Raw genomic sequence first — 16736 nt, forward strand, 5'->3', positions numbered from 1 at the left:
CGCGGCGCCGCCAACAGCGTGAGGCCCCGCCCCGCAAGGGTTTTACGTATTTTGAACAACGATCGACGGGAACTTCGACGTCATGTCGCGCGATCGCTCGGCAATCGCCAGTGCGACGCCGCGCGCGATGTCGCGGTAACGACGCGCGAGCGCGCCTTCCCGATCGGCCGCGACCGTCGGCGTGCCGCTGTCGGCCCGCTCGCGGATCGCGATGTCGAGCGGCAGGCTGCCAAGCACGGTCACGTCGTAATCCTTCGCCATCCGATCCGCCCCGCCGGCGCCGAAGATGTGCTCCTCGTGGCCGCAGTTCGAGCAGATGTGAATGCTCATGTTCTCGACGATGCCGAGGATCGGGATCCCGACCTTCTCGAACATCTTCAGCCCCTTCTTCGCGTCGAGCAGCGCGATGTCCTGCGGCGTCGTGACGATCACCGCACCGGTGACGGGCACGCGCTGCGCGAGCGTGAGCTGGATGTCGCCCGTGCCCGGCGGCATGTCGACGATCAGGTAGTCGAGCTCGCGCCAGTTGGTCTGGCGCAGCAGCTGCTCGAGCGCGGACGTCGCCATCGGGCCGCGCCACACCATCGGGTTGTCTTCCTCGATCAGGAAGCCGATCGAGTTCGCCTGCAGCCCGTGGCCGACGAGCGGGTTCATCGACTGGTTGTCCGGCGACTCCGGGCGCTGGCCGTGAATGCCAAGCATCGTCGGCAGCGACGGGCCGTAGATGTCGGCGTCGAGAATGCCGACCGACGCACCTTCCGAAGCCAGCGCGAGCGCGAGGTTCACCGCCGTCGTGCTCTTGCCGACGCCGCCCTTGCCCGACGCGACCGCGACGATGTTCTTCACGTTCGGCAACAGTTTCACGCCACGCTGCACCGTATGCGCGACGATCTCCTGCGACACGGCGACGCGCGCGTCGCGCACGCCCGGCACGGCCTGGAGCGCCGCGGCGACGCGCGCGCGCACGTCGTCGTGCAGGCTGCGCGCCGGATAACCGAGCACCACGTCGAGCGCCACGACGTCGCCTTCGATCGCGACGTTGCGCACGCCCTTGTTCGCCGCGTACGGGCGGCTGGTATTGGGGTCGACGACTGCCGCCAGCGCGGCGTCGACTTGGGCCCGGTCAATGCTCATCAAGACTCCGTGAAAACGTTTTTCTCGCGCGCAAAACGTCAAAAAATATCAAATTTCGCGACGAAATTCGGGAAAAGTGAAAGAATCTGTTGCATGCCATTGCGCGAACGCGCGACCCGGCGCACTCTTCGCGTGCGGCATGCTATAGGGCCAAATCGGCCACTCACCGCCTATATTGTAGAGGCTGACGCGTCGCGCTGCCCGAACAGCCACGCTGACGGACAGGGCATGCGACCGCCTCGGTGGCTGCCGCGAGCGCAGGCCGGCCTTCCTTTTTCGGACGGCCCGCGCAGGGAGCCATGACTGTTGTTTGTCGTCGTTGTCGACTCGTTCAACCAAGAGAGGAATCCAAGATGAACATGAAAATCGCGACTCGCCTGTCCGTCTTCGCACTCGCCGGCGCACTGCTGGCGGGCTGCGCCACGCAGCAAGGCAACAATACGGCCGTCGGCACCGGCACGGGTGCGGCGCTGGGCGCGGGCATCGGCGCACTGGCCGGTGGCGGCAAGGGCGCGGCGATCGGCGCGGGCGTCGGCGCACTGGTCGGCGGCGTGACGGGTTACAACTGGCAAGCGATCAAGAACAAGCTCGCGCCGTCGGCCGCGCAGACGGGTACGCAAGTCACCGAGCAGCCGGACGGCTCGCTGAAGCTGAACGTGCCGAGCTCGGTCACGTTCGCGACGAACCAGTATGCGATCACGCCGGCGTTCACGCCGCTGCTGAACGACCTGGCGACGACGCTGAACCAGAACCCGCAAGTGACGGCGTCGATCGTCGGCTACACGGACAGCACGGGCTCGGCGCAGCTGAACCAGACGCTGTCGCAGAACCGCGCGCAAAGCGTCGTGAACGCGCTCGTGCAGCGCGGCGTGAACGGCGGCCGTCTGTCGGCGCAAGGCATGGGTCCGTCGAACCCGATCGCGGACAACGCGACCGAGGCCGGCCGCGCCCAGAACCGCCGCGTCGAGATCTACCTGCGCGCGCCGCAACAGCATCAATAAGCGCGACCACGAGAGGAAACGTGCGGGCGCCCTGCCCGCACAGCCCCGCCGCACAAGGCTTTCGGCGGGGCCGGTAACGAATCGAAAAAATTTTCGAACTTCTGTCGCAGGCCGTGGTCAGTATTTACGGTACGCGGCTGGTGTTGCCGGCGCGTCACCATTCTCCTCTTGTCGTTGTTGCTCCGGGGCCGTATCCGCCCCGGTTTTTTTTGCCCGCAGAATTCATGTTGCGGCGCAACATGTCGCCGCCGGGTACGCCGCGCGAGCGGCCTTGGCCGGCCCGGCGTCCGGCCCGCGCCGCCTGCCCGCCGCGCTGGCCCGCGCCCCTGCTAGAATCGCGGTTTCCCGTCGTTTTTCCCGCTGTTCTTCTCCAGACCCTATGTCCGCATCCGACCTCACTTCCGTGCAGGCTGCGGCGCCGCAAGGCAGCCGCCAGATCCTCGTTACGTCCGCACTGCCCTATGCCAACGGGCAGATCCACATCGGCCACCTGGTCGAGTACATCCAGACCGACATCTGGGTGCGGACGCTGCGAATGCATGGCCATGAGGTCTACTACATCGGCGCCGACGATACGCACGGCACGCCGGTCATGCTGCGCGCGGAGAAGGAAGGCCTGACGCCGAAGCAGCTGATCGAGCGCGTGTGGACGGAGCACAAGCGCGACTTCGACAGCTTCGGCGTGTCGTTCGACAACTTCTACTCGACCGATTCGGACGAGAACCGCGTGCTGAGCGAGAAGATCTATCTCGCGCTGCAGGAAGCCGGCCTGATCGCCGAACGCGAAATCGAGCAGGCCTACGATCCGGTGAAGGAGATGTTCCTGCCGGACCGCTTCATCAAGGGCGAGTGCCCGAAGTGCCACGCGAAGGACCAGTACGGCGACAGCTGCGAAGTGTGCGGCTCGACGTACCTGCCGACCGAACTGCTGAACCCGTATTCGGTCGTGTCGGGCGCGACGCCGGTGCGCAAGACCTCGAAGCACTACTTCTTCCGCCTGTCCGACCCGCGCTGCGAATCGTTCCTGCGCGAATGGGTGAGCGGCCTCGCGCAGCCCGAAGCGACCAACAAGATGCGCGAATGGCTCGGCGACGCCGGCGAAGCCAAGCTCGCCGACTGGGACATCTCGCGCGACGCGCCGTATTTCGGCTTCGAGATCCCGGGCGCGCCCGGCAAGTATTTCTACGTGTGGCTCGACGCGCCGGTCGGCTACTACGCGAGCTTCAAGAACCTGTGCGACCGTAACGGCATCGATTTCGATGCGTGGATCCGCCCGGGCTCGAAGGCCGAGCAGTATCACTTCATCGGCAAGGACATCCTGTACTTCCACACGCTGTTCTGGCCCGCGATGCTCGAGTTCTCGGGCCACCGCACGCCGACCAACGTGTTCGCGCACGGCTTCCTGACGGTCGACGGCGCGAAGATGTCGAAGTCGCGCGGGACGTTCATCACCGCGCAGAGCTACATCGACACGGGCCTGAACCCCGAGTGGCTGCGCTACTACTTCGCGGCGAAGCTGAACGCGACGATGGAAGACATCGACCTGAACCTCGACGACTTCCAGGCGCGCGTGAACAGCGATCTCGTCGGCAAGTACGTGAACATCGCGAGCCGCGCGGCCGGCTTCCTGCTCAAGCGTTTCGACGGCCGCGTGCAGGACAGCGCGATGAATCATCCGCTCGTCGCGAAGCTGCGCGATGCGCTTCCGCAGATCGCCGCGAGCTACGAAGCACGCGAATACGGCCGCGCGCTGCGCCACACGATGGAGCTCGCGGACGAAGTGAACGCGTACGTCGACGGCGCGAAGCCGTGGGATCTCGCGAAGGATCCGGCCAACGCGGTCGCACTGCACGAAACCTGCAGCGTGAGCCTCGAGGCGTTCCGCCTGCTGTCGCTCGCGCTGAAGCCGGTGATGCCGCGCGTGGCCGTTGCGGTCGAGGCGTTCTTCGGGATCGCGCCGCTCGCGTGGGCCGATGCCGCGAAGCCGCTGTCGTCGGCGCAGCCGATCAAGGCGTACCAGCACCTGATGACGCGCGTCGATGCGAAGCAGCTCGAAGCGCTGCTCGCCGCGAACCGCGATTCGCTGCAGGCCGAAACGACGGGTGCGGCCGCCGCGAGCGCGAACGCCGCGAAGGATGCGAAGAACAACGCGAAGGCGAACGCGAAGCCGGCCGCCGCGAACGGCGCCGACGACGCACCGATCTCGATCGACGATTTCGCGAAGATCGACCTGCGCATCGCGAAGATCGTCGCATGCCAGGCCGTGGAAGGCTCGGACAAGCTGCTGCAGCTCACGCTCGACGTCGGCGAGGAAAAGACCCGCAACGTGTTCTCGGGCATCAAGTCCGCGTACCAGCCCGAGCAGCTCGTCGGCAAGCTGACGGTGATGGTCGCGAACCTCGCGCCGCGCAAGATGAAGTTCGGCCTGTCCGAAGGGATGGTGCTCGCCGCGTCGGCCACCGACGAGAAGGCGGAACCGGGCCTCTACATCCTCGAGCCGCACAGCGGCGCGAAGCCGGGCATGCGCGTGAAGTAAGCGGAACGCGCCGCTGCCTGCTGCGCAAAAAAGCCCCGCACGATTTGAATCGTGCGGGGCTTTTTTATCGCTGCCCGGTACGCCGCGCCGTTCGTCACCGCTGCCCGAACCACCGGTCGAAGCGCCGCGTGTAGTTCAGGTCGACACCCTGGAACGTGCCGCCGTACGCGGACACCGACCAGAAGCGCGTCAGGTTGATCGTCGCCTTGAACGCGTTGCTCGCCGATTGCAACCCCTGCTCGAAGCCAAGCACGAACCGCTCGTTGATCGCCTTCGACACCAGCACGACCTGCGGATCGGTCAGGCCGACCTCGCTGCGGCCGACCGACACCTCGTCAAGGCCGAAGGTCTGCGCGACGCGCTTGCCGGTCACGCTGCCGAGCAGGCCGAGCGCCGCCGTCATCGCGCCCTGCTGACCGACGTTGTTGCCCTGGTCGGTGCCGTGCCCGAACAGCAGCCACGACAGCTTTTCGTTGTCCGTCACGTTCGGCTCCGACACGAGCTTCACCGTCGGCGACTGGATCGTGCCCGTCACCTGCACGCCGGCCTCGACCTCCTGGTTGCGCCGCATCGCGAGGATGTTGACGCCGGGGTTCGACACCGGGCCGTTGAACGTGAAGAAGCCGTTCTCGATCGCGAGCTTGCGGCCGAACGTCGTGTACGTCGAGCCCTCGGTCACGCGCACGTTGCCGACCGCGCGTAGCGGCACGCCCGGCGCGCTCATCACGGTGATCGTGCCGCGCAGCCCGAGATCCGCGCCGTGACCCTTGAAGCGGAAGTTGTTGCCGAGCCCGACGTCGATGTTCGCGCGCGGCGCCAGCGACGGCGCCGGCTTGTTTTCGACCGGCTTCGGCTTCGCGGCCGCGGTGCCGGTGGGCGTCTCGCCGCGCACCGTGCCGTCCGGCTGCACGATCACGACGTCGTCCGACAGGTGCGGCGCCGATTGCTCCGGCAGGTCGAACAGCGCGCGATCGACGACGAACTTGCCGTCGATCGACAGCGCGCCGCGCGGCCCGTCGTTCGCGACGGTGGCCTTGCCCGACAGCGACAGCTTGCGGTCCGGCGCCGCGAACAGTTCGAGCTTGTCCGCGACGATGCTGGCGGTCAGGTCCGGCGCCTCGCCGTCAAGGCGCACGCGGCCGAGCGCGCGCAGCGTGCCGTCGCCGCCGTGGAACTCGACCTGCTGGAATTCGACGAGGTTGTCCGACAGCTTCACGCGCACGATGCCGTCCTTCAACTGCACGCCCTGGTCGATCAGCGTCGCGGACAGCTCGTCGCCCGTCAGCGTCCCCGACAGGTTCGGTTTTACCGGCGTGCCGGACACCGTCAGCTTCAGCGCCGCGCGCCCGCCGAGCAGGTAGCTCGGCCCGAGCAGGTTGCCGGTGGTCTTCAGCGCGGGGATGTCGGCATCGATGCGGCCCGACAGCGGGCCGTCGTCGACGATGCCGAACACGCCGTCGCGCAGCGCGAACGGCACCGTGACGTTTGCGTCGAACGTGCCGATCCGGCTCGCCTTCGCGAGCGCGGTCACGTTGAGCCGGTTGCCGGGCGCGAAGCTCGCGCGCGCGGACAGGTCGGTCAGGCCGAGCGACGCGATGCCGCGCCCGGTCTCGATCGTCACGTCGCCGCCGCGGCGCTTCACCTGCACGTAGCCCGTCGCGTTCGCGCCGAGCGAGAAATCCCAGTCGGCATCGAGCACGACGTCGGTCCGCACCGGCGGCCGCTGGCCGGTCAGCGCCTGGCGCACCTCGAGGAAACGCGCGACCGATGCGCCGGTCACCGAACCGGCCGAGCGCATCTGGCCGTGATCGAACACGAACGATTTCAGGTCGATCGCCGCGCCTTCGAGCGTGAGCCGTGTCGCGCCGAGCGTCACGCGGCCGGCGCCCGCCGATATCGTCAGCGGCGCCTGCAGCGCGAGCGCCGGCGTGCCGCGATTCGCGAGCCGCGTGACGGTGCCGTCCCAGCGCATGCCGTCGCGGCTCTCGACCACGCCGCCGTTCGCCGCCAGCGTCAGGTCGATCACGCGGCCGCCGGCCGCCCCGAGCGCGGAGGCGTCGAGCGTGTGCTTCGCGCGCGTGCCGTCGAGGTTCGCGCGCAACGATTTCAGCTGGAACGAACCGAGCGCGATGTCGGACGCGTCGGCCGTGAACACGAGCGCGCCGTGCGCGCCGTCGCGGATATCCGCGCGGCCCTGGGCGGTGCCGATCCGGTTCGACCCGACGACGACGTGCTCGGCCTTGTAGGTGGCCGTCACGTTCGGATGCGCGAAGCTGCCGGTCAGGTCGCCCTGCGCCTGCACGAGCCCTTCGACGCCGAAGCCGAGCCGGTCGAGTTGCGGCGCGTCGACGACGAAGCGCAGCCGGTCGCCGGGCGCGCCGAAGCTGCCGCGCAGGTCGACGTGGTTGCCGGCGATCGACAGGTTCGCGTTGCTCGGCAGGATTCGCGAGCCGGCGAGCTGCACGACGCCGGCGCCGGTCAGCGGCACGCCGTCGTACAGGCTGTCGGCGAGCTTGAAGGTCGCCTTCGTCGACACCTGCGGCGCGAACGCGCCCGACGCGGTCAGCGTGCCGGACACGCGCGTCTCGCCGTGCCTGGCCGGCGCCTTGGCCGCTTTCGCGGGCGCCTTGCCGCCGCCTGCCTTCGGCGTGCTCATCGCGGCGAGCAGCAGCGGATCGAACGCGGTGAGCGTCGCCTTCGCGTCATAGGTCGAATGCGCGTCGTGGCGGAACACGGCCGTCAGGTCGATGCGCCCCTTGGCCGCAGTCACGCGCGTGTCGGTCAGCACGGTCTGTTGCTGCGTCAGCGCGACCTTGGCGCGCGCGCCCAGCGCAAGCTTCGGGTCGTTCAGGTTGAAATCGACGGTCGTCACGTCGCCCGCGAGCGTCACGCCGAGCGGGCCGCCGAGGCGCATCGGCCGCAACTCGGCGACGAACGCGTTCAGGTCGAGGTTCGCGACCTTCAGGTCGAAGCGGCCCTTGCCGCCCGCGAGCGTGCCGCCGCCGGTCACGCTGCCGTCGCGAATCAGCTTCAGCGCGAGATCGTCGATGCGCTGCGCGTGCGCGTCGAGATGCACGGTCGCGTGTGCGTCGATCAACGGCAACAGATGGTCGCCGAGCGTGCCCGGCTTCGCGTTGACGATCGACACCGGGCCCGTCACCGCGAACCCCTTCGCGGGTGCCGAGCCGGCCGGCGCGCTCACCGGTGCGAGTTCCGCGCGCACCGCGAGATCGGCCGCGGGCGCGCCGGGCGACAGCGCCTGCGGGTTCACGTGGTCGAACGCGAGCGACGCACGCGTGAGCGGCACCGTGCCGAACGGCGCGGCCTCGACGTGCGCGCGCCCGTTCAGCTTCATCCCGCTCGCGGAGACGTCCGCGACGAGCGCTTCGAGCGACCCCGACACGTTCGCGCTCGCGTTGACCGGTTCATCGGCGAGTTTGCCCACGTAGGTCGCATTGCCCGTCAGCGCGAACGGCTTCACGCCGTCGAGCTTCGCGCGCGCGGTCAGCGCGCCGTACGGCGTATCGACGCCCTCGAGCACGAGTTCATGGTGGCGGCCGTCGCTGCGACCGTTCAGCGCGAGATGGTCGAGCTGCGTCGTCGACGTGCCTTCGTGAATGGCGAGGCGATCGACGCGCAGGTCGTCGATCCGCACCTGCAGCGGCAGGCTCAGGTCCTGCGGCGTCTTACTCGGCGTGGACGGCCCGGGCACGATCCGCACGTCGATCGTGCCGGCGCGCAGATAGGCGACGGACAGCCGCCACGGCGCGCGCGTCAGGGCCCAGCGACCGTCGAGCCGGTCGATGCGGACCTCGGTGCCGGTGCCGTCGGGGCTGGTCCACGCGAATCCGCGCAAGCGCACGCCGGTCGCGAGCGACCCGCCTTCGAGCGTGCCCGCGAGCCGCGTGCCGAGCACCTTGCCGGCCACTTGCCACGCGAGCCGCGTGCCGCGCTCGGTCGTCACCGCGCCCAGCACGAGCCCCGCCGCCAGCACGACGAGCAGCACGACCGTCGCGAGCGTCCACGCGACGACGCGCCACGCGCGGCCGCGGCGCGGCGCGCGCGGCGGCGTACCGGGCGCGCCGTCGGGCGTATCCGGATCGTGAGGCGGCGGCGTGTCGTTCGGGTCCTTCGTCATGCGGTTCGTCGTCAATAGGGCGGCAGGTTCAGAAAGCGATGCCGAGCGTCAGGTACGGGCGCACGCTGTGGTTGCGCAGCCCGTACGCGACGTCGACGTTGATCGGGCCGACCGGGCTGCGCCAGCGCGCACCGACGCCCACGCCCGGGTAGAACACGCGTTCGCCCCACGCGTCGGTCGCGGTGCCGATGTCGAAGAACGTCGCGGCGCCCCAGTCGCGGTTGAACCAGTGCTGGTATTCGGCCGTCCCCGTCATCAGGTACTTGGTCGGCAACACGGAGCCGTCGACGCTGTTGCCGATGCTCTGGTAGCCGTAACCGCGCACCGAGTTCGAGCCGCCGGCGCGGAACAGCAGCGACGCCGGCACGCCGGTCGAGCTGCCGCTCGTGAACACGCCGCCGAGCTCCGCGCGAAACACGAACAGGTCGCGCTTGCCGATCGGCACGTACTGCTGCCCGCGCGCGTAGCCGCGGATGAAGGTTTCGTCGGCCAGCACGTGCTTGACCGCGAAGCCGGCCTCCGCGTGAATCAGGTTGCCCGAGCGCGGGAACAGCGGATCGTCGACGTTGCGGCGGGTCCACGCCCATTGCGGCACCAGCGCGCGGCTCGTGGTCGGCCCCGCACCGTTCTGGTCGAGCCGGTCCTGGTAGTACATCAACGAATACGAATAGTCGATGAACTGGCCGGTGCGCGTGCGCTGCACGCCGACCCGCGCGCTGTAGATGCGCGTATCCGACACGTTGGTGTTCGTGTACGACGCGAGCACGCTGTTGGTCCAGCCCTTCTCGCCCGGCGGCATCGACAGCTGGACCTGCCCGTACTGCTGGATCTGATCGACCCGGCCCGACACGGTCAGCGGCCACGCGGCGCCGAACGTGTTGAGATACGTATAGGAACCCTGCACGTGCGGCCCGGTGTCGGTCGCGAAGCCGACGCCGCCGCGGATGTTGTTGTACGGGAACTCGCTGACCTTCACGTGCACGGGCGTGAGCTCGGGCTTCGACGTATCGTCGCCGACGTCGATCGCGACGCTCGCGTAGTACGGCGTGTTCTGCAGCTGCCGCTGCAATTCGGTGATCCGCCGCACGTCGTAGATTTCACCCTCCGACAGCGGATTGACGTTCGTGACGATCTTTTCCGGATAACGGCGCACACCGTCGACGTCGACCTTGCCGATCGTAAACGTCGGGCCGCTGTCGAACGCGACCGCGAGCGTCGCGCGCTGCGTGCGCGGATCGATACGCGCCTCGGACGACGCGATCTTCGCGCCGAGATAGCGGCGCGACTGCAGTTGCCGGAGCGCCGCGCCCTTCGCGTCGTCCCAGTCGGACTGCGTGAACGGGTCGCCCGGCTTCATCGAGAACGCGAACCGGGTGGCCGACTCCTGCTTCGGATCCTCGGTTTCGACGGGCCCCTTGAACGTCAGGTCCACCGTCGACACGATGGTCTGCTTACCCGGATCGACCGCGATGCGCACGTCGCGCTTGCCGTCGCGGGTGCGCACGTCGGTGCGCACGACCGGCGAGAAATAGCCGGCCGTCGCGGCCAGATCGCGCACCTGCTGCTGCGTGGCGGTCACGAGGAAGTCGAACTGGTCGTCGCTGATGTCGTCGCGCTTCGCGAAGCGGGCGATATCGAGATGCGCCTTCAGGAGCTTGCGGATCGAGCGCGGCGCGTCGATGTCGACGTCGTACTTCGCATGGGCCGGCAGCGCGAAGCATGCGGCCAGGCAACCCGCGAGGGCCGCCCGCGCGACGCGGGCCGCGGCGTCGGCGCGATCGCGTGCCGCGCGCCGGCCCGCGTGATGCGCCGTGTGTGCTTGCTGGTTCGACTGCCCCGCCAAATATGACCTCGCCGTCCTGGAGTGTTACGGTTTCGTGGAAAACCCTGTATTTGACCACAGGGCGCCGACGTCGCAGCCAAACGATTGTGAAAGAGTGCCAAGGCCCCGGCAGCGCCGCCGCACGATGCCCGCCAGCGCCGGCCCGCGGATTCGACGCGCGATTGGCGCCGGCTGTTCCCCGCGATGCGGTAAAATCCCGCCATCGAGAATCCGGCGCATCGTGCGCCGCCCGAAACGGAAGATCCAGCCATGCCGTACCAGTCCGACGTCACGCAGTTCCTGAACCAGCTCAAGCAGCAGAAGCCGACGCTCGAGGAAGAGCAACGCAAGGGCCGTTCCCTGCTGTGGGACAAGCAGCCGATCGATCTCGAAGAGCGCGCCGAGCAGCAGGAATCGCGCGTGAAGCAAACGTCGTACGTCTACTACCAGAATTTCTGACGACGTGAGCGCCGCCGACGAGGCCAACGCCGCCCGGCAGGACGACGCGATCGCCGCGCCCGCGGGCGCCGATTCGACGCCCGACACGGTCGACGGTGTCGCGGCGTTCGCTCGCCTGTACGGCGAGCCGCTGTTCAAGCTGCCGCAGGATCTCTACATCCCGCCCGACGCGCTCGAGGTGTTCCTCGAGACGTTCGAAGGCCCGCTCGACCTGCTGCTGTACCTGATCCGCAAGCAGAACTTCAACGTGCTCGACATCCCGATGGCGCAGGTCACCGCGCAATATCTCGGCTACGTCGATCAAATCCGCACGTCGAACCTCGAGCTCGCGGCCGAGTACCTGCTGATGGCCGCGATGCTGATCGAGATCAAGTCGCGGATGCTGCTGCCGGTGAAGAAGGCCGACACCGGCGAGGAAGCCGAGGATCCGCGCGCCGAACTCGTGCGCCGGCTGCTCGAGTACGAGCAGATGAAGCTTGCCGCGCAACGGCTCGACCAGCTGCCGCAGCTCGGCCGCGATTTCCTGCGCGCCGAGGTGTACATCGAGCAAAGCGTCACGCCGCGCTTTCCCGACGTGAATTCGGACGACCTGCGCGCCGCGTGGGCCGACGTGCTCAAGCGCGCGAAGCTCGTCCAGCACCACAAGATCTCCCGCGAGGAGCTGTCGGTGCGCGAACACATGAGCCTGATCCTGCGCCGGCTGCAGAACGCGCGCTTCATGGAATTCGCCGACCTGTTCGACACGTCGCGCGGCGTGCCGGTCGTCGTCGTGAACTTCATCGCGATGCTCGAACTCGCGCGTGAATCGCTGCTCGAGATCACCCAGGCCGAACCGTTCGCGCCGATCTACGTGCGTCTCGCGTACCTGCCCGCGTAAGGGCCCGCCCCCGCCGCTTCCCGTTCCACGGTTCGCTCCGACGCTCGTCGCTTCGTCGCGGCGAATGGCCGTCCGGCGGGTGTCCGCCACGTCCCACTATAAAGTGAACGATCGTTCTTTTATCGATGCGTCGCGCGGCCAAATCCTCTACAATCCGCCGACGCCCGATGCGCCGCCCGCGCGCACCGGCGTTCTCCGCTTCGACCCCGATGCCGCTGCCGCGGCGTCAACGCGCGCCTGCGCGAGGAACCCGCTACCCGATCATGAAAGTCATCAGCTCGATCCAGGAACTGCGCGACCAGCTGCGCGGACAGAACCGCACGGCGTTCGTGCCGACGATGGGCAACCTGCACGAAGGGCACCTGTCGCTGATGCGCCTCGCGCGCCAGCACGGCGACCCGGTCGTGGCGAGCATCTTCGTCAACCGGCTGCAATTCGGCCCGAACGAGGATTTCGACAAGTACCCGCGCACGCTCCAGGACGACATCGAGAAGTTGCAGCAGGAAAACGTGTACGTGCTGTTCGCGCCGACCGAGCGCGACATGTACCCCGAGCCGCAGGAGTACCGCGTGCTGCCGCCGGACGATCTGGGCGGGATTCTCGAAGGCGAGTTTCGCCCGGGCTTCTTCGCCGGCGTGTGCACGGTCGTCACCAAGCTGATGTCCTGCGTGCAGCCGCGCGTCGCCGTGTTCGGCAAGAAGGACTACCAGCAACTGATGATCGTGCGCCGGATGTGCCAGCAGCTCGCGCTGCCGGTCGAGATCATCGCGGCCGAGACCGTGCGCGACGAGGACGGCCTCGCGCTGTCGTCGCGCAACCGCTACCTGACGACCGACGAGCGCAAGGAAGCGCCGGAGCTCGCGAAAACGCTGCAGCGGGTGCGCGACAGCGTGCTCGGCGGCGAACGCGATCTCGGCAAGCTCGAGCAGCACGCGCACACGCACCTGGCCGAACGCGGCTGGCAGCCCGACTACATCGCGATCCGCCGCCGCGCGAACCTGATCGCGCCGAGCGCCGCCGAACTCGAAGCCGGCGAGCCGCTCGTCGTGCTCGCGGCCGCGAAGCTCGGCGCGACGCGCCTCATCGACAACCTGGAAATCTGACGCGCGGCCCGCCCGCGCCTCTCACGACGCATCACGGAGACCCCATGCAGCGCCACATGCTCAAATCGAAGATCCACCGTGCGGCGGTCACGCACTGCGAACTGCACTACGAAGGTTCGTGCGCGATCGACGAAGACCTGCTCGAAGCGGCGGGCCTCATCGAAAACGAACGGATCGACATCTGGAACATCAACAACGGCGAGCGCTTCTCGACGTACGCGATCAAGGGCGAGCGCGGCAGCGGGATGATCTCGCTGAACGGCTCGGCCGCGCGCCGCGCGCAGCTCGGCGACCTCGTGATCATCGCGGCGTTCGCGATGGTCGACGAAGCCGAACTGCAGGCCGGCTGGAAGCCGAAGCTCGTGTTCATCGACGAAGGCAACAAGATCAAGGGCCACCGCGATCACGTGCCGACGCAGAACTGGACGTAAGCCGAGCGGCACGCTCGCGTGCCGGCGCGCGCGGGTGCCGCGACTCCGCTCGCTGCAGAAGGGCCGGATGCCGTATGCCACGGGATCCGGCCCTTTCTTATCGGGTCCCGGGTATCGCGCCGGCCGGACGGCGGCCGCTCAGGACGCCTTGACGGCCTTCTCGCCCTTCTGCACGCGACGCTCGGCCCATTCGACGATCGGCCGCCACTGTTCGAGATCCTTCTCCACGCGGCTTTTCGCGACATCCCACAGCGTCAGGCCGTGCGCGGCGATCTGCACGTAATTCTGCGTATCGCGCACGTAGCCGAGCACCGGCAGGCCGAGCCCTTCGACGAAGCGGTGCAACTGGTCGGACGAGCGCGTGCGCGCGTCGACCCGCATCCCGACGATCCCGACCTCGACGCTGCCCTTGCGCACGGCCTTCTCGCCGGCGAGGCGTTCCAGAAACTGCTGGGTCGCGAGAATATCGAACATCGACGGCTGCAGCGGCACGATCACCTTGTCGGCCAGTTGCAGCGCGACGTTGAGCCGCGTGCCGTGCAGGCCGGCCGGCGTATCGATCACCGCATATTCGAGCCCGCGCGGCGGCTTCGACGGCGCCTCCGCATCGAGCTCCCACGCCTCGATCGCCGGCAAGCCGGCCGGCCGCAGGTCGAGCCACGCATGCGCGGACTGCTGCCGGTCCAGGTCGGCCAGCGCGACCCATGCGCCCTGCGCCGCGAAATAGCCGGCTAGATTGGTGGACAGCGTGCTCTTGCCCACGCCGCCCTTCGGATTCGCCACCACGATGACCGTCATGAATTCCCCCCGAAAATGCCGCGCGGCGCCGGCCGCATGGCAGGCGCCGCTCGATTGCGGATACAGGGAGCGATGATATCGGCAAACCGGGGGTCACCGGAACCGGTGGTGTGGAACCATGCAGCCCTTTCGTCTGCTTTCCTTCGGATTACGCACGCTGGAGGGTGGCCTCCCGCGCGCCGAGCGCGAACGCGCCGCCGCCCAGCAGCGCCTGGACGGCCAGCGTAACGGCCCAGAACGCCGGATATTCCCAGCCGCCGTGCGGCGACGCGAAACTCCAGCCGTTCGGCAGATGCGCGGCGACCGCGCCGAGCATGAACGGCAGCAGCACCAGCGCGGCGACGCGCACGCGGAACCCCGCGAGCAGCGCGAGGCCGCCCGCCAGTTCGACGAACGTGGTCAGGTACGCGAGCCAGCCCGGCAGGCCGATCGACGCGAAGAACTGCGCGGTGCCCGGCAGCGTGAAGACGAATATTTTCTGTGCGACGTGCGCGAGGTACAGCACGCCGAGGGCGACGCGCAGCAGCGTCGCGGCGAAATCGTTCAGGCGGTTGGCGTTCATGACGAATTCCTTCGTGAGTGGAGGGGAATGGATCGCACTCTATTCGAATCGATTCGGCCGATAAACGCGCCAGCCCGCTTAAATTGATTCTCCTTTGGAATTAATAGACGCAAAAAAGGGCATGACCCATCATGCCCTGCGTCCGGCTCAGTGACCGCTCTTGCCTTGCGTGGCGTCGCCGCCGGACTGGCCGCCGCCCGGCGCATACGAATCGCACGCATGCGCGGCCGCCGATGCGCCCAGTAACACCGCGAGCAGGACGTCCCCACCACCATCGAGCCCTCCTTCGGGCGGACTTCCGCCCTCCTCGGTTGTATGCGATCGGGCAGAAAAAGCGAGGGCCGACCGACGCGGCCTCAACGAAACTCGGCGTACAGCGCGTCGAGGTCGAGGTGCTCGGCGAACGTGTCGGCCAGCTGCTCGAGCGACGCCTCGCGCAGCGCCGGGTAGTCGATGCGGGCCGCGCCGTCGAGCCCGGCCCACGCGAGCAGCGCCGCGCAAGCGTCGGGCGCGTCGAACAACCCGTGCACGTAGGTCGCGAGGATCTGGTCATCGGCCGACCTCGCGCCGTCGGGACGCACGCCGTCCCGCGCGGCATCGGCGGCCAGCGTCAGCGCGGGCGTCGCGAGCGCCGGCCCGCGTGTGTCGCCCATGTGGATCTCGTAGCCGCGCACGGCCGCCGCGCCCGGCAGCGCGAGTTGCCCGGTCACGTTCTTCAGCGTCTTGTCGGGCTGCAGCGTCGTGTCGAAATCGAGCAGCCCGAGCCCCGGCACGCTGCCGGGCGCGCCTTCGAGGCCGAGCGGATCGTCGAGCGTGCGCCCGAGCATCTGCATGCCGCCGCAGATGCCGATCACCTTGCCGCCGTAGCGCAGATGGCGCCGGATCAGCGCGTCCCAGCCGGCGTCGCGCAGCCACGCGAGGTCGCGCTGCACGCTCTTCGAACCGGGCAGGATCAGCAGGTCGGCGTCGGGCACGGGGCCGCTCTTCCAGTACGTGAATTCGACCTGCGGATGCGCGCGCAGCGGATCGAAATCGGTGTGGTTGCTGATGCGCGGCAGCGCGGGCACGACGACGCGCAACACGCCGGCATCGCCGCGGGCGGCGGCGCTGCGCGCCTGTGCGGGCAGCATGTCCTCGGCGTCGAGCAGCAGCCCGTGCAGATACGGCAGCACGCCGAACACCGGCTTGCCCGTCCGCGCGCGCAGCCAGTCGAGCCCCGGTTCGAGCAGCTTGAGATCGCCGCGGAAGCGGTTGATCACGAAGCCGCGCACGCGCACGCGCTCGCTGTCCGACAGGCAGGCGAGCGTGCCGACCAGATGCGCGAACACGCCGCCGCGATCGATGTCGGCGACGAGCACGACCGGGCAGTCGACGCGCTCGGCAAAGCCCATGTTCGCGATGTCGCCGTCGCGCAGGTTGATCTCGGCCGGGCTGCCGGCGCCTTCGACGATCACCGTGTCGTAACCGGCGCGCAGGCGCGCATACGACTCGAGCACCGCATCGAACGCGACCGGCTTGTAGTCGTGATACGCCCGCGCGTCGAGGTTCATGCGCGCCTTGCCGTGAATGATCACCTGCGCGCCGCGGTCGCTCGTCGGCTTCAGCAGCACCGGATTGAAATCCGTATGCGGCGCGACGCCGGCGGCCAGCGCCTGCAACGCCTGCGCGCGGCCGATCTCGCCGCCGTCGACCGTCACCGCGCTGTTGAGCGCCATGTTCTGCGGCTTGAACGGCGCGACGCGCGCGCCGCCGCGGCGCGCGAGGCGGCACAGGCCCGCGACGAGCGTGCTCTTGCCCGCGTCGGACGTCGTGCCCTGGATCATCAGCGTGCCGCGCGGCCGCGGCTCGGGTGCATTCATCGTGTGAAAGGTGTCG

General features: G+C 68.5%; 12 protein-coding genes. 6 read left to right on the top strand and 6 right to left on the bottom strand.

Annotated elements, in window-relative coordinates; genetic code table 11:
* Positions 1 to 42: 42 nt before the first annotated feature.
* A complete protein-coding gene (apbC, locus tag QZM72_RS16795) occupies positions 43 to 1134 on the bottom strand; it encodes an iron-sulfur cluster carrier protein ApbC (protein WP_301738694.1) in 1092 nt (363 codons plus the stop codon).
* A 353-nt stretch (positions 1135 to 1487) separates the two neighbouring features.
* On the opposite strand from apbC, the gene QZM72_RS16800 reads away from it, so the two are divergent.
* Positions 1488 to 2135, top strand: coding sequence for an OmpA family protein (locus QZM72_RS16800; RefSeq protein ID WP_050012048.1), 648 nt, complete (start codon positions 1488 to 1490; stop codon positions 2133 to 2135).
* A gap of 379 nt (positions 2136 to 2514) precedes the next feature.
* Positions 2515 to 4671, top strand: a complete 2157-nt coding sequence (gene metG, locus QZM72_RS16805; RefSeq protein WP_301738695.1) for a methionine--tRNA ligase — start codon at positions 2515 to 2517, stop codon at positions 4669 to 4671.
* A 94-nt stretch (positions 4672 to 4765) separates the two neighbouring features.
* On the opposite strand, the gene QZM72_RS16810 is transcribed toward metG, so the two are convergent.
* Both QZM72_RS16810 and QZM72_RS16815 read right to left on the bottom strand, forming a co-directional pair.
* Positions 4766 to 8809 (bottom strand): translocation/assembly module TamB domain-containing protein, encoded by a 4044-nt coding sequence (locus tag QZM72_RS16810; protein WP_301738696.1) that lies wholly within the window; start codon positions 8807 to 8809, stop codon positions 4766 to 4768.
* Positions 8810 to 8837: 28 nt separating this feature from the next.
* Complete coding sequence (locus QZM72_RS16815) at positions 8838 to 10652, bottom strand: autotransporter assembly complex family protein (protein WP_301738697.1); 1815 nt, start codon at positions 10650 to 10652, stop codon at positions 8838 to 8840.
* 249 nt (positions 10653 to 10901) lie between these two features.
* Here QZM72_RS16815 and QZM72_RS16820 point away from each other — a divergent pair, with 249 nt between their 5' ends.
* The 4 genes from QZM72_RS16820 (at position 10902) to panD (ending at position 13501) form a co-directional block, all read left to right on the top strand.
* Positions 10902 to 11090 (top strand): DUF3460 family protein, encoded by a 189-nt coding sequence (locus QZM72_RS16820; RefSeq protein WP_006478107.1) that lies wholly within the window; start codon positions 10902 to 10904, stop codon positions 11088 to 11090.
* A 4-nt stretch (positions 11091 to 11094) separates the two neighbouring features.
* Positions 11095 to 11967, top strand: coding sequence for a ScpA family protein (locus QZM72_RS16825; RefSeq protein WP_089468184.1), 873 nt, complete (start codon positions 11095 to 11097; stop codon positions 11965 to 11967).
* Between the two features lie 263 nt (positions 11968 to 12230).
* Positions 12231 to 13070, top strand: coding sequence for a pantoate--beta-alanine ligase (panC, locus tag QZM72_RS16830; protein WP_089468271.1), 840 nt, complete (start codon positions 12231 to 12233; stop codon positions 13068 to 13070).
* A gap of 44 nt (positions 13071 to 13114) precedes the next feature.
* Positions 13115 to 13501 carry an aspartate 1-decarboxylase gene (gene panD, locus QZM72_RS16835; RefSeq protein WP_006484038.1) on the top strand — a complete coding sequence of 129 codons (387 nt, stop codon included), beginning with the start codon at positions 13115 to 13117 and terminating at the stop codon, positions 13499 to 13501.
* A 138-nt stretch (positions 13502 to 13639) separates the two neighbouring features.
* On the opposite strand, the gene QZM72_RS16840 is transcribed toward panD, so the two are convergent.
* From QZM72_RS16840 to QZM72_RS16850, 3 genes are all read right to left on the bottom strand, one after another.
* Positions 13640 to 14299, bottom strand: a complete 660-nt coding sequence (locus tag QZM72_RS16840) for a ParA family protein (RefSeq protein WP_089468185.1) — start codon at positions 14297 to 14299, stop codon at positions 13640 to 13642.
* Between the two features lie 148 nt (positions 14300 to 14447).
* Positions 14448 to 14861: a DoxX family protein gene (locus QZM72_RS16845; RefSeq protein WP_089468186.1), complete on the bottom strand. Its 414-nt coding sequence runs from the start codon at positions 14859 to 14861 to the stop codon at positions 14448 to 14450.
* A 356-nt stretch (positions 14862 to 15217) separates the two neighbouring features.
* Positions 15218 to 16720 carry a cobyric acid synthase gene (locus tag QZM72_RS16850; RefSeq protein WP_301738698.1) on the bottom strand — a complete coding sequence of 501 codons (1503 nt, stop codon included), beginning with the start codon at positions 16718 to 16720 and terminating at the stop codon, positions 15218 to 15220.
* Between the last annotated feature and the right edge of the window lie 16 nt (positions 16721 to 16736).

This window comes from Burkholderia sp. AU45388 (genome assembly GCF_030481585.1).
In the GTDB taxonomy this organism is placed as follows: Bacteria; Pseudomonadota; Gammaproteobacteria; order Burkholderiales; family Burkholderiaceae; genus Burkholderia; species Burkholderia sola.

Coding starts and splice junctions, on each gene's coding strand:
- QZM72_RS16810 (WP_301738696.1), bottom strand. CDS start 8,809: ATGACGAAGGACCCGAACGACACGCCGCCGCCTCACGATCCGGATACG.
- QZM72_RS16800 (WP_050012048.1), top strand. CDS start 1,488: ATGAACATGAAAATCGCGACTCGCCTGTCCGTCTTCGCACTCGCCGGC.
- QZM72_RS16850 (WP_301738698.1), bottom strand. CDS start 16,720: ATGAATGCACCCGAGCCGCGGCCGCGCGGCACGCTGATGATCCAGGGC.
- metG (WP_301738695.1), top strand. CDS start 2,515: ATGTCCGCATCCGACCTCACTTCCGTGCAGGCTGCGGCGCCGCAAGGC.
- QZM72_RS16845 (WP_089468186.1), bottom strand. CDS start 14,861: ATGAACGCCAACCGCCTGAACGATTTCGCCGCGACGCTGCTGCGCGTC.
- QZM72_RS16840 (WP_089468185.1), bottom strand. CDS start 14,299: ATGACGGTCATCGTGGTGGCGAATCCGAAGGGCGGCGTGGGCAAGAGC.
- QZM72_RS16820 (WP_006478107.1), top strand. CDS start 10,902: ATGCCGTACCAGTCCGACGTCACGCAGTTCCTGAACCAGCTCAAGCAG.
- apbC (WP_301738694.1), bottom strand. CDS start 1,134: ATGAGCATTGACCGGGCCCAAGTCGACGCCGCGCTGGCGGCAGTCGTC.
- panD (WP_006484038.1), top strand. CDS start 13,115: ATGCAGCGCCACATGCTCAAATCGAAGATCCACCGTGCGGCGGTCACG.
- panC (WP_089468271.1), top strand. CDS start 12,231: ATGAAAGTCATCAGCTCGATCCAGGAACTGCGCGACCAGCTGCGCGGA.